This window comes from Pseudomonas sp. 05N432 (genome assembly GCF_056396945.1).
On record NZ_JBFTMM010000004.1, the window covers coordinates 54,927 to 74,297 of the forward strand.

Genomic DNA, 19,371 nt, shown 5'->3' on the forward strand with positions numbered 1-19,371 from the left:
AAACCGAACACCTGTGGGAGCGGGCTTGCCCGCTCCCACACTGTTATCTATCCGGCGGAACCCACTCCTACGGTCGTCCGCAATCGCCCCTCCAGCCGGCGCTTCAATCCGCGCGCCTCGATCAGCAGTTTCGAGCCTTTGCTGGCGTTGGCCCGCCCCCACTCCTCAAGCAACTCCAGGCATGAGTGGTCGATGTAACTCAGGTTATTGAGCGGCACATGCACCGTCGCGCCCGCCGGAATGGTCCCCAGCACCCGGGTCAACGCCGGCACCTTGAGGAAGGTCGCAGCCCCCATCAATCGCAACTCCATTTCGCCCTCTGCCGGAAGGTCGATCAGGCTGATTTTCAGTCGCGAAGCCTTCCAGGCCAGCTTCGCCAGGGTCAAGCCAAAACCGACCAGCACTCCGGTCAGCAAGTCGCTGAAGATAATCGCCAGCGCGGTCACCGCGTAGGTAATCATCGGCATCCGGCCATACCGTCCCAGTCCGCGAAACGCCTTCAAATCCACCAGCTTCACCCCGGTGTACACCAGCACACCAGCCAGACTGGCGACCGGGATGCTTTGCAGCACACTCGATAGCAGCAACACAAATGCCAGCAGCCAGACACCGTGAAAAATCGCCGACAACCGAGTTTTGGCGCCTGCCTGTACGTTGGCTGAACTGCGCACAATCACGCCCGTCATCGGCAGCGCGCCGACCAGGCCGCAAAGCATGTTGCCCACACCTTGAGCGGACAACTCGCGGTCAAAATCCGAACGCTGGCCGCTGTGCATGCGATCTACCGCAGCAGCCGAGAGCAGGGTTTCGGCGCTGGCGATGAAGGCCACGGCGAACGCGGCGATCAGCAGGTTGGGGTCGGCGAGATTCAACAGGTCGGCCGGCTTCAGCCAGTCAATTGCTTCGGCGAGATTAGCCGGGACTTCGACCCGTTTGACGTTCAATGCCAGCGCCAGACTGGCAAGGGTCGCCAAACCAACGCCGAGCAAGGCGCCAGGGATGAAACGCAGCGCTTGCGGGCGAAACTTCTCCCACAGGCCCATGACCAGAATCGTCGACAGCCCAAGCACACCGGCCTGCCAACCCAGACCGCCACCCAGCGTCGGCAAGGCTTGGGCAACGGCTGCCGGAAACCCGCTGAGGTTGTCCAGGCCTGAGGGTTTAGGGACTCCGTCGAGCATCACATGCATCTGCGATAGCACGATCAGCACCCCGATGCCCGCCAGCATGCCGTAAACCACCGCTGGCGCCGTGACGCGGAACCAGCAGCCCAGGCGTAAACGCCCGGCCACCAGTTGCAGAAACCCGGCCAGTAGCAGAATTGGCCCAAGCATCGCCACACCATGCTGGCGCACCAGTTCAAAGACCAATACCGCCAGGCCCGCAGCCGGACCGCTGACTTGCAGCGGCGAACCCGCCAGCCAGCCGACCACCAGGCCACCGATAATCCCGGTGATCAGGCCCTTGGCCGGCGGCATGCCGGAAGCGATTGCAATGCCCATGCACAAGGGTAGGGCGACCAGAAACACCACCACCGAAGCCAGCAGCTCCCGTGGCAAAACAGCTTTCAATTGCGCAGCACGCATGAGCGTTCTCCTGAGATTCTTCAGGCGTGGCGAAGCCGGACCGCTTTTTCAGCAGCCTTGGCCAGACCAGACAAGGTGTTTAGGAGGATTTAGAAGCGCGCTTTGGGCGTCGCCATGGGAATCGGATGACTGCCATCCAGAGGCAGGAAGCAGCCCCTATCCGCATCGTAGGCTTTGATTTCGCTGGTTTCGATGCTGTAGACCCAGCCATGGATAAACAGCTGACCGTTGGCCATGCGCGAAGCCACTGAAGGGTGAGTGCGCAAATGCTGCAACTGGGCGATGACGTTTTCTTCGGTAAGCACCTGCATGCTTTCGTTTTCGTCAGCGCAATGGCAGTTTTCCTGGACCATGGTTTTTGCCACTTCGGCGTGACGCAGCCAGGCTTTGACCGTGGGCATTTTTTCCAGGCTTTGCGGATTGAGTACAGCCCGCATGGCGCCGCAATCGGAGTGTCCGCAAATGATGATGTGCTGCACGCCAAGGGCCAGCACCGCATATTCGATGGCCGTGGATACCCCGCCGTTCATCTGGCCATAGGGTGGCACTACGTTGCCAACGTTGCGGGTGACAAACAGATCGCCAGGAGCACTTTGGGTAATCAATTCGGGAACGATGCGAGAATCCGCACACGCAATGAACATCGCTCTGGGCCGCTGAGCCGTGGCGAGTTTCTTGAAGAGTGCTTCCTGTTGCGGGAAGACCTCGTGGTGGAAGTGTAAAAAGCCGTCAACGATGTGCTGCAGCGCTGCATCGGCGCTTTCGGCCTCGGGCAGGGCGGAAGCCGACGCAGCCAAAGGCTGTTTATCCTTGTCACTCATGATTCATCCTCTTTAACGGAGTAGGGAAATTTTCCCGATTTACCTGGGATAAAGCCAGCGACTGGTTAGAAAACATCCAGATCACCGGTCAGTGACCATCCAGTCACTCGATGAACAAGGTAACCACCGAAACTTAACTCAAACTGAATAAACCGCTCTAGAACCTGTGTTGCAGGTCACAAAAAACGTGACCAGCGTACCAACACCCAGCGTTTTCCACTACTCAACCATAGGCCAATTGTTGCTAAAGCAACGACATTTGAGCACCGGGCGGACAAAAGGCTGTGCAGTCCAGGTTGAAGCCTTCACGTTGATTGAGCCCAAGACGTTTTATTGTTTTGGCGAAGCGTTGCGCCAAGAGATCGGCGAACGGTCCTTCACCACGCATGCGAGCGCCAAAACGACTGTCATACAGTTCACCGCCGCGGCTTTGACGGATCAAGCTCAATACATGGGCTGCACGCTGAGGATAGTGGGCCGCCAGCCATTCCTCGAACAACGGTGCCACTTCCAGCGGCAGGCGCAGCATCATGTAAGCCGCACTCTGCGCGCCAGCCGCATGGGCTTCGGTCAGCAGGCTTTCCAGTTCACTGTCGTTGATCATCGGGATCATCGGCGAACACAAAACGCCCACCGGAATCCCGACCTCGCGCATGACCCGAATGGCCCGTAACCGCGCCTTCGGGGCGGCCGTTCGCGGCTCAAGGATGCGCTTGAGCTCGTCATCGAGGCTGGTCAGGCTGATCATCACCGCCACCAGCCGCTGTTCGGCGAGTTCACTGAGCAGATCCAGATCGCGAAGAATCAATGAGCCCTTGGTGATAATCGTCACCGGATGCCGGTAACGCAGCAGCACCTGGAGAATCCGCCGGGTGATTTTGTGTTCGCGCTCGATCGGCTGATAGGGATCGGTATTGGAGCCCAGGTTGATCGGCGCACACTGATAACCCCGCTTGGAAAGCTGCTGTTCCAACACGTCGGCAGCGTTGCTTTTGGCAATCAGCTTCGTTTCGAAATCCAGCCCGGGTGACAGGTCCCAATAGGCATGACTGGGTCGCGCATAGCAGTAGATGCAGCCATGCTCGCACCCCCGATAGGGATTGATCGAGCGATCGAAGGGCAGGTCGGGCGAGTTGTTGCGGGTGATGATGGTTTTCGCCGTCTCGATACGCACCTCGGTGCCCTGGGTCAGCGGTGCTTCCTGGTACCAGCCATCGTCTTCAGCCACCGAGCGGTTCGGTGCAAAGCGATTGTGCGGGTTGCTGGCGGTCCCGCGTCCGCGAGGCGGCAAGGGCGTGAACATTGGGAAAACCCCTCATTGCTGTATATTTATACAGTATAGGAAGATCCAATGCCAGGCCAGTGCCGTTCGGCAGCTTTAGCGAAAGCTGCCAAGTTAAACCCTATCTGTTTTATATAACTACTTGTCAAGCAATCCATATGCGTAAGAACGAGAAACATATAACCATTGGTCATCCGATAAAAGTTGCCCCTATTATTCCTGGCACACGCAACACCCTACTGGATAACCCTTAAAAGGATTTAGCAATGTCGTTCTTTAATCAACGCGGTGTCTTTCTACAATTGCTGGCACCGACCATCGTCAGTCCACGGGAAGCACAAGTATCGATGCAACTTGCACGAAAAGAACTGGGTTGGGATGCGGAAAACGCAATGCAGACCGAAACACTGGTGGATTCGATTTTCATCACCGCAGTCTCCAGTGATGGTGGTCAATCCTTCAATATCAGAACTGTTAGCAAGGATGTGGATGGTGATGGCGACATTGACGCCGATGACAAAGCCAAATTGCTGGCGCTGGCCAAAGCCTATGCCAATATTGTAAATCCCTGACGGGACTTGGTTCGGTATTTGGTAATACGGGCTAAAACTCAGAAACTAGCGCCCGCGAAAACAGTTTCACAGGCGTTAGTTATTGCAATATAAAAAACCTTCATGCCATCTTATTAATCACTCAACATCATTTCATCCTTTTTGCACCGCTACCCCCATCACCACTGCTGATCGACCAACACCCGGCAAATGCCGTCCTCGTAAAGTCGAAGGCGCCGTCTGGCTTAACAATTCTTTGACAAGCCCCTCACAGAGCTTTGACTGCTCAGGGTTCAGGCTGGGCTCCAGTCGCCCATTCCTTCATCCACGGCCCCCTGACTCATGTCGAAAAACCACCTCTTGCTCGCTCTGTGCCTGTCGTTCATGGCGATCTTTGCGTTCGATCAGGTTCAGGCCGAGCAAACCCAATCCATCCGTCCCGCAGAATGGGCCCAGCCCGTCGAAGCGCAGTACGGCCTTTACCAGATGTCACCGACCCTCTACCGCAGCACACTTCCCGATCACGGAGCACTGCCACTGCTGGAAAAACTCCAGATCACAACGGTGATCAACTTTCTGCCCGAGTCCGACGCAAGCTGGCTATCGACACCCGGCATCAACCTGGTGCAATTGCCGTACAAGACCAGCCATGTCGATGACAGCGAGGTGCTGAGTGCGTTACGGGCCATTCAAATCGGTCAAAGCAAAGGCCCGGTGTTGATCCATTGCAAACACGGATCGGATCGCACCGGCCTGATGGCTGCGATGTACCGCGTGGTGGTGCAAGGCTGGAGCAAGGAAGACGCCCTGAACGAAATGACCCAGGGCGGTTTCGACGACAATACCCACTTCAAGAACGGCATTCGTTACATGATGAAGGCCGATATCGACAAACTGCGTACCGCGCTGGCCAATGGCGATTGCAGTACCAGTGTATTTGCGACCTGCTCGATGAAAAGCTGGTTAAAAACGGTCAATACCGAAAAACCGAAGATCTGAGGGGCGCTCCACAACAAGCCCTGACCCAAACAGGCAAGGCGGGTCGTGAACCTGCAATCGAGGAGTGTGGCTTCAGTCGGCAATACCGCCCTTGAGCGCTCAGGCTCAAAAGCGGATTACAAAACGCCGGGAGATCAGGAGTGATCGTCGGGCTTTTTCTTCAGCTTCGGATTCGGAAAGAACTGCACCGCCTGGACCTTGGCATCCGGGACTTTCAACGCCGTGGTATTGACCCGCGTACCCAATTCCTTGGGCACTGACAGACCTTGCTCGTTCAGCGTGTCGGAATAACCGCAGGCCACACATTCGCGGTGCGGCACCTCGTCTTCGCTCCACATCATCAACTTGTCGGGCTCGCTGCACGCCGGGCAGACTGCCCCGGCGATGAAGCGTTTCTTGGTTTTGCTCACTGGCGCGTCACTCATGCTGCCGCGTCCTCGTCGAGGCCGCTATGGCGCAAGAGTGCGTCAATCGACGGCGCACGTCCGCGGAAATCGACGAACAGCACCATCGGCTCCTGAGAGCCGCCGCGGGCCAGGATCGCCTCGCGGAACGCACGGCCGGTGGCGGCATTGAGCACGCCGTCTTCCTCGAATTTCGAGAAGGCATCGGCCGACAGCACTTCAGCCCATTTGTAGCTGTAGTAACCCGCCGCGTAACCGCCAGCGAAGATGTGCGCGAAGCTGTTAGGGAAACGGTTGTAAGCCGGTGGACGCATCACCGAAACCTCGTCACGCACGCCTTCGAGCACTTGCAGCACGCTACGGCCGTCACCATGGGTGGCATGCAGTTCGAAGTCGAACAGCGAGAACTCCAGCTGGCGAACCATCATCAGCCCGGACTGGAAGTTCTTCGCGGCGAGCATTTTTTGCAGCAGGTCCTGCGGCAGCGGCTCGCCGGTTTCGTAGTGACCGGAGATCAACGCCAGGCCTTCCGGCTCCCAGCACCAGTTTTCCATGAACTGACTTGGCAACTCGACCGCGTCCCACGCCACGCCGTTGATACCGGACACGCCGGAATATTCAACGCGGGTCAGCAGGTGATGCAGGCCGTGACCGAATTCGTGGAACAGCGTGGTGACTTCATCGTGGGTCAGCAGGGCAGGCTTGCCACTGTCGGCCGGGGTGAAGTTGCACACCAGATTAGCCACCGGGCTTTGCAGTACACCTTCAGCGGTGCGACGACGGTCGCGGGCGCCGTCCATCCAGGCACCACCGCGCTTGTTGGCGCGGGCATACAGGTCGAAGAAGAAGCGCCCGACATGCTCGCCGTTCTCCTTGATTTCGAACAGGCGAACGTCCGGGTGCCAGGCGTCGAAACCTTTCAGCTCGGCGATTTCGATGCCATACAGACGCTGGACGATGGCGAACAGACCGCTCAGGACTTTATCGATCGGGAAGTACGCACGCAGCGCCTCCTGGGCAACGCTGTAACGCTGTTCACGGAGTTTTTCGCCGTAGAAACCGCTGTCCCAGCTTTGCAGATCAGGGCAACCCTGTTCGGCAGCATAGGCTTTGAGTTGTTCCAGATCCTGCGCAGCGAACGGTTTGCTGCGCTTGGCCAGGTCGCGCAGGAAGCTCAGCACCTGATCGCTGGACTCGGCCATCTTGGTCGCCAGGCTCAGCTCCGAGAAACTGGCGAAACCCAGCAGCTTGGCCAGTTCCTGACGCAGGTCGAGGATTTCTTCCATCACCGGGCCGTTATCGTTCTGACCGGCGTTCGGGCCTTGGTCCGACGCACGGGTGCAGTAAGCGGCGTAGACTTCTTCGCGTAGCGCGCGGTCATGGGCGTAGGTCATCACCGCGTAGTAGCTCGGGAACTCCAGGTTGATCAGCCAGCCTTGCAGATCTTTGGCTTGGGCCGCAGCAGCCATTTGCGCCTTGGCCGAATCGGTCAGGCCGGCGAGGGCAGCCTCATCGGTGATGTGTTTGGTCCAGGCCTGGGTGGCATCGAGCAATTGGTTGGAGAAATGGCTGCCCAGCTCCGACAGCTTGCTCTGCACCTCGGCGTAACGCTTTTGCTCAGCCGCCGGCAAATCGATACCCGACAGACGGAAATCACGCAGCGCGTGTTCCAGAATGGTTTTTTGCGCGACATCGAAACCGGCCGCTTCCGGGCTATTGGCCAGCGCTTCATAGGCCTGGAACAGTTCGCGGTTCTGGCCCATTTCAGTGGCGTAGGCACTCAGCGCCGGCAGGCAGGACTCGTAAGCCTCACGCAGTTCGGCACTGTTGCACACCGCATTCAGATGACTGACCGGGCTCCAGGCTGCGCCCAGGCGATCGTTCAGTTCGTCCATCGCCAGCACCAGACCCGCCCAGGTAGGCTGTTTGCCCTGGCTTTTGAGAATATCGGCGATGGCGGCGCGGTTGTCCGCGAGGATCTGTTCGATGGCCGGTTGTACGTGCTCGGCGCGGATCGCCGAGAACGGCGGCAGGTCGTAGGGCTGCAAAAGAGGATTGTTCACGCTCACGGTTGGCACCTTGGCTGGAAGAAACATGCGGCCATCTTAATTACAATCGACGCCAACCGCAGCTATCAACAACAGAGAGAGAGCCTATCGTGTCCCTTCGCAAGTACCAGAACCACACCCCCATGCTCGGTAAAGGCGCCTTTGTCGACAGCTCGGCGGTGGTGATCGGCGACGTCGAAATAGGCGAAGACAGCTCGATCTGGCCGCTGACCGTGATCCGCGGCGACATGCACCGCATCCGCATTGGTCAGCGCACCAGCGTGCAGGATGGCTGCGTGCTGCACATCACCCACGCCGGGCCCTTCAACCCTGACGGCTTCCCGCTGTTGATCGGCGACGACGTGACCATCGCCCACAAAGTCATGCTGCACGGCTGCTCCGTCGGCAACCGGATCCTGATCGGCATGGGCAGCATCGTCATGGATGGCGCAGTAGTCGAAGACGAGGTGATCATCGGCGCTGGCAGCCTGGTGCCGCCGGGCAAACGCCTGGAAAGCGGTTTCCTCTATGTCGGCAGCCCGGTAAAACAGGTCCGTCCACTGACTGACAAGGAACGGGCGTTTTTCACCTACAGCGCGGCGAATTACGTGAAGCTCAAAAACCTGCATCTGGCCGAAGGCTACGACCAGCTCTGATCCCGGCCTACTTATTCAGGAATGTTCATGCATTACCAAACCGTTTTGTTCGACCTCGATGGCACCCTGACCGACCCGCGTGAGGGTATCACTCGCTCGATCCAGTTCGCCTTGAGCAAACTGGGGATCGACGAGCCTGACCTGACCAAGCTCGAACACTTTATCGGCCCGCCATTGCTGCAAGCCTTCATGCAGTTCTACGACTTCGACGAACCCAAGGCCTGGGAGGCGGTGAACTTCTATCGCGAGCGCTTCAAGGTTACCGGCCTGTACGAAAACCGCGTGTTCGACGGTGTCATGCCATTGCTGGAAACCCTCGAGGGGCAAGGGCGGCAGCTGTATATCGCAACATCGAAGCCGTGGATTTTTGCCCGGGAAATCGCCCGGCACTTCGGTTTCGATCGGCACTTCAAAGTGATTTACGGCAGCGAACTGGACGGCACCCGCACCGATAAGGTCGAGCTGATTGCCCATTTGATGGCCGAAGAACGCCTGGACCCGGCCAGCACACTGATGATCGGCGACCGCAAACACGACCTGATCGGCGCCAGGCGCAACGGTCTGGACGCAGCAGCGGTGGGTTATGGCTTCGGCAGCCACGAAGAATTGAGCGCCGAACAGCCGGCGTATCACTTCGAGACACTGGCCGGGTTGCATCAGGCGTTTTTGCAGCGTTAGTGGAATCGCCATCGCGAGCAGGCTCGCTCCCACAGGGGATCGCGTACCTGCCCAACGCCTCGGTCTAATGTGGGAGCTAGCTTGCTCGCGATGGCGTCAGTTCATCCAGCGCAAATCTCAAAGGGCTGCCAACGCTTTCAATGCAGCCTTGCGCTCTCCAACCGGCAACCTGCCGAGTTTTTCCACGGCGGCGTAGAAAGCCACCCAATTACCATCGACCTGTCTAAACAAAGCGGAAAACGCCGGCACCCATTGGTCATAGAGCCCGAATGGCAGCAGTCGTGCATTGTTCATCGGGGCATTGATCCAGGCATCAAAGCGCTTGTCGCCGGCCCATTGACTGTCGCGCAGGGTTCGATAATCGCTGCGCAAACGGTCGAACTCGGCGGCTTTACGCTGGCGCATCTGTTCGGGCGCCAGGGGCAATGCATAGAGTTTTTCGAGTCGCGTACGGGTGTCCAGAATCAGCCGGGTAAGTTGATCACGTTGCTGCTCTTGAGCCTTGCCGGCCGGCGGTAAGCCGCGCTCCGCGCGCCATTGGCGGGTGCCTTCCTGTTCGACGAAGGTGGCGAAAGATTCGTTGAACTCAGTGTCGTCCTTCACATAAAACCGCTGATGCGCCAATTCGTGAAAAATCAGCGTCGCCAGGCGCTCGTCACCCCAGTTCATCATTGAACTGATGATCGGGTCGTTGAACCAGCCCAGGGTCGAATAGGCTTCAACACCACTGATCGACACGTCCATGCCCTGCAGACGCAGCAGCGCAGCATTGCCTCGCGCGGCGCTCTGGCTGTAGTACCCGCGATAGGCCACGCACCCGGCAATCGGAAAGCAATGATTCTGCGGCTTGAGAGAAAATTCCGGCGTGGCGAACACATTCCACACCACATACGGTCGGCCGATGTCGGCGTAGAGGCGATAACTTTCGTTGTCTGGCAAGTGCAACCGCTGGCTGGCGAACTCGCGGGCCTTTTGTGACTGAGCCAGGCGCGCACGCAGTTTCGCATCACGTGCAGGGTTGGCAATCACCTCGCTCACCGGTTCACGCGCGTGCAGCAATTGCCACTGACCGCTGGCCAACTGGCCGTAGTAACTGACGCTCGAGCAACCGTTCAGCAACAAAAGCAACGCGGCCGGAAACAAAACGCGCAAAACGCGATCAAGTAACCGATGGCTTGAAAGCAGCCTGATCACATCAAATCATCCTTGGGGAGTCTGCCCGCAAGACTATCTCGCCTGACTGGAGCTTCGCTATGCGCGCGTTACTGCTGACTGCAAACCTGCTGATGCTGGCTGGCTGTGTTGGACTGCCTCAACCCGACCCGACACAAGCCTGGATCGACCTCGGCCCCCATCAACATGACACCGTGCTGCAAGCGCAGGAAGTGGACGCCAAGGCCACCGCCGATAAGCGCTACTTCCAGGTTCCACCGGGCAGCCATGAGTTGAAGGTGCGTTATCAGTTCGCGGTAGCACCAACGAATATCGGCCCCGACGCCAAACCGCTGTGGCGCGATTGCCGGTTAAGTGTGAAGTTCAACGACTTTAACGCCGGCCAGCGATATCAACTGCAAGCGGGGAATATCGGCTTCCGGCCGTGGGCCAAGCTCTACGATCAGCAACGCAAAGTCGTTGGCCAAGCGCATCTGGCAGGCTGCCAACGCACCTGATCAGCGCTATGCTTAATGCCTGACCGCTCGGAAATTCATCATGCGCAGGTATTTGCTGTTTTTCGCTATCAGCTCTCTTACTGCCTGTGTGAGCCCGCTGCCCACCGCAAACCCGAACATGGCCTGGGTCGACTTCGCCATGCCGACGCCCGGGGGCAAGGTCCTCATGGCCGAGAGCCTGGACAATAAGCGCCTGAAAGACGGGCGATTCTTCCAGGTCACACCCGGCAGCCATGAACTGAAGGTTCGCTTCGACTTCGAGCTGTTTTACGGAGGTTTTGGCATGCAATTCGACTCGCCAAATCGACTGTGCTATTTGACCGTGCGCTACGATCATTTCGAAGCCGGACAACGTTACCTGCTCGAAGCTCGCTCGCTGACCACCACGCCCAGCGCCCGGCTGTATAACGCCAAGCGCGAGCTCGTCGCCGAAGAGAGTCAGACTTTTTGCATCCCGTAAGACGGATTATCTGTCGTTCTTCTGATAGATGATTTTCTTCGTTCCGCCTTCACACGTGCCGACCACCATGTTCTGGTCGTGCACTTCGTCATTGGTGACGATCTCCAGGGTGTAGGACGATACGTTATTGGCCTGGATCTTGGATTCGATCTCGGCCTTGAGTTCTTCGCAGGATTTGGTTGCCGCCAGGGCCGATGTGGCCAGCACACTGCAGATAACCGCCAAGGCAAAACGTTTCATGGTTGAAGCTCCCTTGAGGCAGCGCGCACAGTCATGCGCTGAAGCTGCTGTCACTTATTCGACCACAGTTTCAGTTCACGAGTTCTGATTTGTAGCAGCTGGCGTGCCAGCTGCTACCAGGGAGCGATCAGCCCACGAGTGTCGCATCAAGCGTGATTTTAGCGTTCAACACCTTGGAAACCGGGCAGCCTACTTTAGCCTTTTTGCTCAACTCCTCGAATTGCTGCTGGCTCGCGCCAGGGATTTTCGCTTTGAGCGTCAGGTGCACGGCGGTGATCGCAAAACCACCGTCGACCTGATCCAGCGTCACCTCGGCCTGGGTGTCGATCGCGTCAGCCTTGAGGCCAGCTTCGCCGAGAATCATCGAAAATGCCATGGAGAAACACCCCGCATGAGCGGCGCCGATCAGCTCTTCCGGGTTGGTACCCGGGCCGCCTTCGAAACGCGCCTTGAAGCCATAAGGTGCATCTTTCAGGACCCCTGTTTCGGTCGAGATAGAACCGAGACCGGTTTTCAGATCACCTACCCAATGTGCCGATGCTTTCTTTTTGATACTCATCTGTGCCTCCTCAAAATCCGGCGCGAGGGTCGCGCCTTCATGGTTTTCGGTTGCCTGGGTTCTGAGGATAGAAGGCTGGGCAAAGTTCATCGTGTCGGATCAAACCGCTTATCTGGTAGGTAAATTCATGTCTGCTATTGAAACTCGGGTATATGCCCACATTGCATAGATCACGCTCATGCATTCGGCAGGTTTTCGTTGGTGAGAAAAGCCTGCGTCCCCCATTGGAGAAGCCGGCTTATGAAACAACTGTCCGATATCAAGTTCTCGACGCTGGACCTGGTGCCCGTTCGCGAGGACGGCAGCCCCGCGCAATCGCTGCGCAATTCGCTGGACCTGGCGCAACACGTGGAGAAGTGGGGCTATAACCGCTTCTGGGTCGCCGAACACCACAACATGGATGGCATCGCCAGCTCCGCGACTTCCGTACTGCTTGGCTATCTGGCCGGCGGGACGTCGAGCATTCGTGTCGGCTCCGGTGGCGTGATGCTGCCCAACCATGCGCCGCTGGTGATTGCCGAACAATTCGGCACCCTTGAAAGCCTCTATCCGGGGCGAATCGACCTCGGTCTGGGTCGCGCACCGGGCTCCGATCAGATGACTGCCCGCGCCTTGCGCCGTGAACGCTCCGGCAGCGCCGACGATTTCCCCGAAGACGTAGCCGAACTGATGCGTTACCTGGGTCCACGTACGCCGGACCAGCGCATTATCGCGATGCCCGGCACCGGCACCCATGTGCCGGTCTGGCTGCTGGGCTCCAGCCTGTTCAGCGCGCAACTGGCCGGCGAGCGCGGTTTGCCTTACGCCTTCGCCTCGCATTTCGCACCGCGTTATATGCATGAAGCGATTCGGGTTTACCGCAATCACTTCAAGCCTTCAGCCGTACTGGATAAACCCTACGTGATGCTGGGCGTGCCGCTGGTAGCCGCCGACACCGACGAACACGCCGATTACCTGGCAACCTCGGTCTACCAACGGATTCTGGCGCTGATGCGCGGCCAAAGCCTGGTTCAGCGGCCACCGGTGAAAACCATGGACGGACTGTGGTTGCCCCACGAGAGAGAGGCTGTCGGTGATTTCCTGGGCCTGGCCATGGTCGGCAGCCCGGCGAAAATTCGCGGCAAACTTGAAGTGCTGATCGAGCAGACCCAAGCCGACGAGTTGATTTTCACCTGTGACCTGTACGAACACGCTGATCGCCTGCATTCCTATGAACTGCTGGCGCAAGTGATGAAGGGCTAAGGCTCGGAAAGCGCCTGCAAAAAAGCCGACGCCATGGCGTCGGCTTTACCTAAACAGCTGACTCAACCTACTTCTTGTAGACGATGACCTTCTTGCCTGCCTCGCATTTTCCGACCACCTTGCCACCCGCGGCCGCGCCTTTATCGACGATTTCCAGCGAATAGTTTTTGGAGCCCTTGGCATCGATTTTTGCCGCAATTTCGCTTTTCAACTCTTCGCACGGCTTGCCCGCCGCAAAGGTTGTTCCCGCAATGCTCAACAAACCCACCGCCAATATAAATTTCTTCATCGGTCACATTCCCTGGTCGGATCAAAAGGGGTAAGCGTTAACACTCGGGCGCCTGACGCCCAAGACGAAGTAGCGCTTCGCCATTCCTATGGCAATCGGCCAGCGCACAAGTTCAGAAGCCTAGCTCAACCTCAGCTATTGGCAATCCGGAACCCGACTTTGAGCGTGACCTGAAAGTGCGCCGCCTTGCCGTCCTTGATGTGCCCGCGGGTTTCGGTAACCTCGAACCATTCCATGAGCTTGATGCTTTTGCTGGCCTCGGCCAATGCGTTGTTGATGGCGTCTTCAATGCTGGTAGGGGACGAGCCAACCAGTTCGACTTTCTTGTAAGTGTGATGGTCAGTCATGGTGTTCTCCTGGAATTGTGATTAGAGCCTAGCAGCGATTGTCGGTATTTCTTCTATCGTTGAAGGTTCAAAATGACTGCACTTTCCCGAACCGCTGGAGTCCCAACCAACACACGCACTCAATCAATGAAGGAGAATCACCATGGCCAACACCTCGTTGCGTAAAGCCTCATTGCAAAGCATGGAAGCCGAGATCGAGAGTCTGCTCAAGTCGCTGGAAAGCTTGAAGAACGATGCCTCGGACGAGTCGCTGAAAACCCTCAAGGCTCTCAAAAGCAACGCCGAGAACGCGCTGAAACACTCGCGCCACCTGCTCAGCGATGCGTACGAAGAAGTCAAAGTCAAAACTCGCGAAACCGGGATCGCCACCCGCGATTACGCCCAGGAACACCCATGGACTACCACCAGCGTCGCGGTCGGTGCCTTGGGTTTGCTGGCCGCATATCTGCTATACAAACGCGGCCATTAAGGCTGGCGCAGCTCGTTTTTCAACCACTGCGCCAACTGCCGAGCGCGCCCGTCTGCGGCGCGCTTGGGTAGCCACAGTGCCAGTTGCGCCGGGGTTTCACTGAAACCCCACGGCGCAACCAGGCGACCGGCCTTCAAGTCCTCGGCCACCAGCGGCTCAGGGGCAATCGCCACGCCCAGCCCGGCCACCGCCGCCTCCAGCAAATAATACAAATGTTCGAAACCCTGCCCGAACTTCAGCGCTTTGGCGTCGAGACCGTTGCGCTGCGCCCAACTGGGCCAGGCTTGCGGGCGTGACGTGGTGTGCAACAAGGATTGGTTGAGCAGCGCAGCGGCTGGTGCCTGGCGCAGGCTGTCGTAACCGGCAAAACGTGGGCTGAGCACCGGACCTATGCGCTCGCTGGCCAATTCATAAACCTGCATGTCCGCAGGCCACGGCGGCTCGGCAAACACCAGCAAGGCATCGAGCCCCGGCCGCCGTGGGTCAAGATCGCCTTCACCCGCCGACAGGTGCAAACGCAAGTCCGGCAGGTCGGCATTCAACCTGCCCAGACGTGGAATGAACCAGCGCGCCAGCAAACTGCCAGAGCAGCCGAGCACGAACGGCGCGTCGGCGTGACCTTGCGTCAGCTCACCGCACACGGTGCGCAAACGCTCGAAGGCCTCGCTGCTGGCATCGCGTAAGCGCACACCGGCATCTGTGAGTTTCAAGCCGCGCCCATCCTTGACGAACAGGCTCATCCCCAGATGCTCCTCCAGCACTTTCAGCTGTCGACTGACCGCACCGTGAGTCACGTGCAGTTGCTCCGCAGCCTGACTGACGCTGTTCAAGCGGGCAGTGGCCTCGAAGGCGCGCAAGGCGTTCAGTGGGGGAAGGTCGTGGCTCATGATATCTGTGAGTTTTCCTGACAGGTTACGGCGATCTTATCGGTTTTCAGCCCGGGACGTCAGGGGTAGAGTGAACGCCATTGCCCTGCTACGAATTAACTTTTTGACATTCAACTGGAGCGCCCCATGACCCAGACTAATCTGCGCAACGGCCCTGATGCCAACGGCCTGTTTGGCGCGTTCGGCGGCCGCTACGTTGCCGAGACCCTGATGCCGTTGATCCTCGACCTGGCCCGCGAATACGAAGCGGCCAAGGATGATCCGGCGTTCAAAGAAGAACTGGCCTACTTCCAGCGCGACTACGTCGGCCGTCCAAGCCCGCTGTACTTCGCCGAGCGCCTGACCGAGTTCTGCGGCGGCGCGAAGATCTACCTCAAGCGCGAAGAGCTGAACCACACCGGCGCGCACAAGATCAACAACTGCATCGGCCAGATCCTGCTGGCGCGGCGCATGGGCAAAAAACGCATCATCGCCGAGACCGGCGCCGGCATGCACGGCGTGGCGACTGCCACCGTGGCCGCGCGCTTTGGCCTCGATTGCGTGATCTACATGGGCACCACCGACATCGAGCGCCAACAGGCCAACGTGTTCCGCATGAAACTGCTGGGCGCCGAAGTGATCCCCGTGGTCGCCGGCACCGGCACTCTGAAAGACGCGATGAACGAAGCCCTGCGTGACTGGGTGACCAACGTCGACAGCACCTTCTACCTGATCGGCACCGTGGCCGGCCCGCACCCTTATCCGGCGATGGTCCGCGACTTCCAGGCGGTGATCGGCAAGGAAACCCGCGAACAACTGCAAGCCAAGGAAGGTCGCCTGCCGGACAGCCTGGTGGCGTGCATCGGTGGTGGTTCCAACGCCATGGGCCTGTTCCACCCGTTCCTCGATGACAAAAGCGTCGAAATCATCGGCGTTGAAGCGGCAGGTCATGGCATCGAAACCGGCAAACATGCGGCCAGCCTGAACGGCGGCGTACCGGGCGTGCTGCACGGCAACCGGACCTTCCTGCTGCAGGACGACGATGGCCAGATCATCGATGCTCACTCGATCTCCGCCGGCCTCGACTATCCGGGCATCGGTCCGGAACACGCCTGGTTGCATGACATCGGCCGCGTCCAGTACACCTCGGTGACTGACCACGAAGCCTTGGACGCCTTCCACAAATGCTGCCGCCTGGAAGGGATTATTCCTGCACTGGAAAGCGCCCACGCCCTGGCCGAAGTGTTCAAACGCGCACCGACCCTGCCGAAAGATCACCTGATGGTGGTCAACCTGTCCGGCCGTGGCGACAAAGACATGCAAACCGTGATGCACCATATGGATCAGTCCCAGCAGGAGAAACACTGATGAGCCGCCTGCAAACGCGCTTCGCCGAACTCAAAGAACAGAACCGCGCCGCCCTGGTGACCTTCGTCACTGCCGGCGACCCGAGCTATGACACCTCGCTGGCGATCCTCAAAGGTTTGCCAGCGGCGGGCGCCGATGTGATCGAACTGGGCATGCCCTTCACCGATCCGATGGCCGACGGCCCGGCAATCCAGCTCGCCAACATCCGCGCCCTTGGCGCCAAGCAGAACCTGGCGAAAACCCTGCAAATGGTTCGCGAGTTCCGCAAAGACAACAACCACACGCCGCTGGTGCTGATGGGTTACTTCAACCCGATCCACTACTACGGCGTACCGCGTTTCATCAGCGATGCCAAGGAAGCCGGTGTCGATGGCCTGATCGTGGTCGACATGCCACCAGAACATAACGCCGAGCTGTGCGACCCGGCGCAAGCGGCTGGCATCGACTTCATCCGCCTGACCACACCGACCACCGACGACGCACGCCTGCCGACGGTACTCAATGGCAGTTCCGGTTTTGTGTACTACGTTTCGGTGGCCGGTGTGACCGGTGCTGGCGCAGCGACCCTGGAACACGTCGAAGAAGCCGTGGCCCGCTTGCGTCGCCACACCGACTTGCCGATCAGCATCGGGTTCGGCATCCGCACACCGGAGCAAGCGGCGTCCATCGCCCGTCTGGCAGACGGCGTGGTGGTAGGTTCAGCGCTGATCGACCACATCGCTAACGCGACCACCCCCGAGCAGGCCATCGACGGCGTACTCGGCCTGTGCTCGGCGTTGTCCGAAGGTGTGCGTAAAGCCCGCGTCAGCTAAGAGTAAAGTTCCTGATACAGAGGAATTAAGTGCCCGGCACCGCAGACTAAATAGCAAGACCCAGGGGTTTGGAACCGAGTTCTGAGCCCCTTTTTTTGCTGTGGATGCTCTGAGGAAGACCCAAATGAAAATGCCCAAACGCTTGATCGCCAGCCTGGGTGTATTGATGCTCGGCGCCACACCCTTGCTCCACGTAAGCGCCGATGAACGTGACGATCATGATCGCGGCGGCCCGCGGTATGAGCATCGCGGCGATGATCACCGCGATCACCGTCCTGAATACAGACGGCCACCTCAGGACTTCGGTCCGGTGCGCGAGGTGATCCGCGTCAACCACGGGTATTTCGTACGCGGTGCGCCACCACCGCCAGGCGTTCGCTGGGTCAGAGGCCAACCTTTGCCGCGCGGCTACTACGGCGAACGCCTGGACAGCCGGGCCCTCGAACGCTTGCCGTATTACCCAGGTTACGAATGGCGACGCATGGGCGGCGACATCGTGCTGATCGCCATAGGCACCGGGGTGGTTTATGAGGTGCTGGAAGGTGTGTTGTATTGAGTGTTGATCAGGGTTTTGTGTAGTCCGAACCACCGCCATCGCGAGCAGGCTCGCTCCCACATTGAAATGCGTTCCTCTGTGGGAGCGAGCCTGCTCGCGATGAGGCCCTGACAGGCCACCCAGCTCTCAAACCTGCTCAAAAAATCGACAAATCCAGTGGCCGAACCGCACCCATCCAGATCGCATGGTCGGTGTGGTCCGCCAGGTCGTCGCCCGTATCCGGGTGCACAAATACCACCAAACCTTTGCGATTAAGCGCCAGCCACGGCAGCACTTCGCCGAGCAGTTCCGGTGCGAAGGCCAGCTGGCAACTCCAGTCGGGGTGTGGACCGACCAGCCGTTCGTGCACCCGGCCCATCTTCAGCGGAAACAGCTGCGCAGCCTGCTCACACAGGGCCCGCGCCTGATCGATGGTGTTCGCGTCAAAGTACACATGGGCGTGATAGCCCTTGATCCGTTGCATAGCGTTCTCGTGTCTCGGGATTCATTCCTCACCCGCAACGCTACACCGCAATCGATGGCAGCGCCAAACCTCTCAGCGACTCCGCGCTGCTGGCCTGTTCGGTCATCAGCCAGTCGACGAACTGCTGGATCAGCGCGCTGCGGCGTTTGCGTTGGGGCAAGACCACGTAATAGCCGAAGCTCGATATCGCCGTCTCGGCAATCGGCCGGCACAACAAGCCTTGCGCCAGCAAGTTATCCACAAGGTGCCGCCAACCAATCGCCACGCCCTGACCGCCAATCGCTGCTTGAATCAACAGTGTGTAGTTGTCGAAACGCAGTTGCCCCGGTGCCGGTGGGGTCGCGATGCCCAAGGTGCGGAACACGCCGCTCCAGTCGAACCAGTGGCTGCTGTTTTCGCCGCGTAAATGCAGCAGCGGTAATTCCTGCAAAGCATGGGCGGGTAGGGGCACCACGCGGTCTTTGAGCAGCAGCGGGCTGCACACCGGGAACACTTCTTCGCTGAACAGCCAATGACTTTCGCCCTGCTTGAAACGCCCATCACCAAACAGCACAGCCACGTCGATGTCAGTGCGCAGCATGTTGTGGCTGCGTTCGCTGGTGACCAGGCTGACGTCCACCTGCGGATTGGCTTGGTGGAAGCGGTGCAGACGCGGCATCAGCCAATACGCGGCGAAGGCGAAGTCGGTGGCCACCTGCAACACCTCGTGCTGATGCTGGGCGCTGATCGCATTCAGCCCGGCGTCGATGCTCTGCAAACCGGCCTGCACCTGCTCGAACAGAATCGCTCCGGCTTCAGTCAGCTCGATGCCACGGTAGATGCGGTCGAACAGCCGCGTGCCAAGTTGCTCCTCCAGCCGTTTGAGCTGCTGGCTGACGGCGGGCTGCGTGGTGCCGAGCTCCACCGCCGCAGCAGTGAAGCTGCGGTGACGTGCAGCGGCCTCAAAGGCGCGGAACAGGTCCAGGGACAAATCACCAAGGGCGTCATACATAAGCTGTGCTTATC

Annotated in this window: 24 protein-coding genes; 11 read left to right on the forward strand and 13 right to left on the reverse strand. The window is 59.0% G+C overall.

Annotation, left to right across the window (positions count from 1 at the left end; genetic code table 11):
- Positions 1-47: 47 nt before the first annotated feature.
- From AC1DHT_RS05905 to AC1DHT_RS05915, 3 genes are all read right to left on the reverse strand, one after another.
- A complete protein-coding gene (locus AC1DHT_RS05905) occupies positions 48-1,586 on the reverse strand; it encodes a SulP family inorganic anion transporter (RefSeq protein WP_427542139.1) in 1,539 nt (512 codons plus the stop codon).
- A gap of 89 nt (positions 1,587-1,675) precedes the next feature.
- Positions 1,676-2,407 (reverse strand): carbonic anhydrase, encoded by a 732-nt coding sequence (locus tag AC1DHT_RS05910; protein WP_427542142.1) that lies wholly within the window; start codon positions 2,405-2,407, stop codon positions 1,676-1,678.
- A gap of 244 nt (positions 2,408-2,651) precedes the next feature.
- Positions 2,652-3,710, reverse strand: a complete 1,059-nt coding sequence (locus AC1DHT_RS05915; RefSeq protein ID WP_427542145.1) for a PA0069 family radical SAM protein — start codon at positions 3,708-3,710, stop codon at positions 2,652-2,654.
- A 245-nt stretch (positions 3,711-3,955) separates the two neighbouring features.
- On the opposite strand from AC1DHT_RS05915, the gene AC1DHT_RS05920 reads away from it, so the two are divergent.
- The gene (locus AC1DHT_RS05920; protein WP_427542148.1) at positions 3,956-4,261 is read left to right on the forward strand and encodes a hypothetical protein; all 306 of its coding nucleotides are present in this window, start codon (positions 3,956-3,958) and stop codon (positions 4,259-4,261) included.
- A gap of 321 nt (positions 4,262-4,582) precedes the next feature.
- Entirely contained in the window at positions 4,583-5,239 is a 657-nt protein-coding gene (locus AC1DHT_RS05925) for a dual specificity protein phosphatase family protein (RefSeq protein WP_427542151.1), read from the forward strand.
- A gap of 134 nt (positions 5,240-5,373) precedes the next feature.
- On the opposite strand, the gene AC1DHT_RS05930 is transcribed toward AC1DHT_RS05925, so the two are convergent.
- Both AC1DHT_RS05930 and prlC read right to left on the reverse strand, forming a co-directional pair.
- Positions 5,374-5,664: a YheV family putative zinc ribbon protein gene (locus tag AC1DHT_RS05930; RefSeq protein WP_019694456.1), complete on the reverse strand. Its 291-nt coding sequence runs from the start codon at positions 5,662-5,664 to the stop codon at positions 5,374-5,376.
- Positions 5,661-7,712: an oligopeptidase A gene (gene prlC / locus AC1DHT_RS05935; RefSeq protein ID WP_427542154.1), complete on the reverse strand. Its 2,052-nt coding sequence runs from the start codon at positions 7,710-7,712 to the stop codon at positions 5,661-5,663. The genes AC1DHT_RS05930 and prlC overlap by 4 nt, the downstream gene beginning before the upstream one ends.
- Positions 7,713-7,801: 89 nt before the next feature.
- Here prlC and AC1DHT_RS05940 point away from each other — a divergent pair, with 89 nt between their 5' ends.
- A complete protein-coding gene (locus tag AC1DHT_RS05940) occupies positions 7,802-8,347 on the forward strand; it encodes a gamma carbonic anhydrase family protein (protein WP_427542157.1) in 546 nt (181 codons plus the stop codon).
- Positions 8,348-8,374: 27 nt separating this feature from the next.
- Positions 8,375-9,025: an HAD family hydrolase gene (locus tag AC1DHT_RS05945; RefSeq protein ID WP_427542160.1), complete on the forward strand. Its 651-nt coding sequence runs from the start codon at positions 8,375-8,377 to the stop codon at positions 9,023-9,025.
- 117 nt (positions 9,026-9,142) lie between these two features.
- Here AC1DHT_RS05945 and AC1DHT_RS05950 read toward each other — a convergent pair whose 3' ends face one another.
- Entirely contained in the window at positions 9,143-10,219 is a 1,077-nt protein-coding gene (locus AC1DHT_RS05950; protein ID WP_427542163.1) for an aminopeptidase, read from the reverse strand.
- Positions 10,220-10,278: 59 nt separating this feature from the next.
- Between AC1DHT_RS05950 and AC1DHT_RS05955 the strand changes: the two genes are divergently transcribed.
- Together AC1DHT_RS05955 and AC1DHT_RS05960 are read left to right on the forward strand one after the other, a co-directional pair.
- Positions 10,279-10,695, forward strand: a complete 417-nt coding sequence (locus tag AC1DHT_RS05955; protein WP_427542166.1) for a PA0061/PA0062 family lipoprotein — start codon at positions 10,279-10,281, stop codon at positions 10,693-10,695.
- A gap of 40 nt (positions 10,696-10,735) precedes the next feature.
- Entirely contained in the window at positions 10,736-11,155 is a 420-nt protein-coding gene (locus tag AC1DHT_RS05960; protein ID WP_427542169.1) for a PA0061/PA0062 family lipoprotein, read from the forward strand.
- 6 nt (positions 11,156-11,161) lie between these two features.
- Here AC1DHT_RS05960 and AC1DHT_RS05965 read toward each other — a convergent pair whose 3' ends face one another.
- Both AC1DHT_RS05965 and AC1DHT_RS05970 read right to left on the reverse strand, forming a co-directional pair.
- Entirely contained in the window at positions 11,162-11,395 is a 234-nt protein-coding gene (locus AC1DHT_RS05965) for a DUF1161 domain-containing protein (RefSeq protein ID WP_054594914.1), read from the reverse strand.
- Between the two features lie 127 nt (positions 11,396-11,522).
- On the reverse strand, positions 11,523-11,954 hold the full coding sequence (locus AC1DHT_RS05970; RefSeq protein ID WP_427531193.1) for an OsmC family protein: 432 nt from the start codon (positions 11,952-11,954) through the stop codon (positions 11,523-11,525).
- 240 nt (positions 11,955-12,194) lie between these two features.
- On the opposite strand from AC1DHT_RS05970, the gene AC1DHT_RS05975 reads away from it, so the two are divergent.
- A complete protein-coding gene (locus AC1DHT_RS05975) occupies positions 12,195-13,196 on the forward strand; it encodes an LLM class flavin-dependent oxidoreductase (protein WP_427542172.1) in 1,002 nt (333 codons plus the stop codon).
- 67 nt (positions 13,197-13,263) lie between these two features.
- Here AC1DHT_RS05975 and AC1DHT_RS05980 read toward each other — a convergent pair whose 3' ends face one another.
- The gene (locus tag AC1DHT_RS05980) at positions 13,264-13,485 is read right to left on the reverse strand and encodes a DUF1161 domain-containing protein (RefSeq protein ID WP_054594911.1); all 222 of its coding nucleotides are present in this window, start codon (positions 13,483-13,485) and stop codon (positions 13,264-13,266) included.
- A gap of 131 nt (positions 13,486-13,616) precedes the next feature.
- A complete protein-coding gene (locus AC1DHT_RS05985) occupies positions 13,617-13,832 on the reverse strand; it encodes a dodecin (protein WP_054594910.1) in 216 nt (71 codons plus the stop codon).
- Between the two features lie 142 nt (positions 13,833-13,974).
- Between AC1DHT_RS05985 and AC1DHT_RS05990 the strand changes: the two genes are divergently transcribed.
- Positions 13,975-14,301 (forward strand): ElaB/YgaM/YqjD family protein, encoded by a 327-nt coding sequence (locus AC1DHT_RS05990; protein ID WP_427542175.1) that lies wholly within the window; start codon positions 13,975-13,977, stop codon positions 14,299-14,301.
- On the opposite strand, the gene AC1DHT_RS05995 is transcribed toward AC1DHT_RS05990, so the two are convergent.
- Positions 14,298-15,188, reverse strand: a complete 891-nt coding sequence (locus tag AC1DHT_RS05995; RefSeq protein WP_427542178.1) for a LysR family transcriptional regulator — start codon at positions 15,186-15,188, stop codon at positions 14,298-14,300. The two genes, AC1DHT_RS05990 and AC1DHT_RS05995, sit on opposite strands and share 4 nt — an antisense overlap.
- Positions 15,189-15,314: 126 nt before the next feature.
- On the opposite strand from AC1DHT_RS05995, the gene trpB reads away from it, so the two are divergent.
- The 3 genes from trpB (at position 15,315) to AC1DHT_RS06010 (ending at position 17,903) form a co-directional block, all read left to right on the forward strand.
- Positions 15,315-16,535, forward strand: a complete 1,221-nt coding sequence (trpB, locus tag AC1DHT_RS06000; protein ID WP_054594907.1) for a tryptophan synthase subunit beta — start codon at positions 15,315-15,317, stop codon at positions 16,533-16,535.
- Complete coding sequence (gene trpA / locus AC1DHT_RS06005; RefSeq protein ID WP_427531086.1) at positions 16,535-17,347, forward strand: tryptophan synthase subunit alpha; 813 nt, start codon at positions 16,535-16,537, stop codon at positions 17,345-17,347. Before trpB ends, trpA begins: the two co-directional genes overlap by 1 nt.
- Positions 17,348-17,471: 124 nt before the next feature.
- Entirely contained in the window at positions 17,472-17,903 is a 432-nt protein-coding gene (locus AC1DHT_RS06010) for an anti-virulence regulator CigR family protein (RefSeq protein ID WP_427542181.1), read from the forward strand.
- A gap of 136 nt (positions 17,904-18,039) precedes the next feature.
- Here AC1DHT_RS06010 and AC1DHT_RS06015 read toward each other — a convergent pair whose 3' ends face one another.
- Both AC1DHT_RS06015 and AC1DHT_RS06020 read right to left on the reverse strand, forming a co-directional pair.
- Positions 18,040-18,366 (reverse strand): DOPA 4,5-dioxygenase family protein, encoded by a 327-nt coding sequence (locus AC1DHT_RS06015; protein WP_054594904.1) that lies wholly within the window; start codon positions 18,364-18,366, stop codon positions 18,040-18,042.
- A 40-nt stretch (positions 18,367-18,406) separates the two neighbouring features.
- The gene (locus AC1DHT_RS06020; RefSeq protein WP_427542185.1) at positions 18,407-19,357 is read right to left on the reverse strand and encodes a choline sulfate utilization transcriptional regulator; all 951 of its coding nucleotides are present in this window, start codon (positions 19,355-19,357) and stop codon (positions 18,407-18,409) included.
- Between the last annotated feature and the right edge of the window lie 14 nt (positions 19,358-19,371).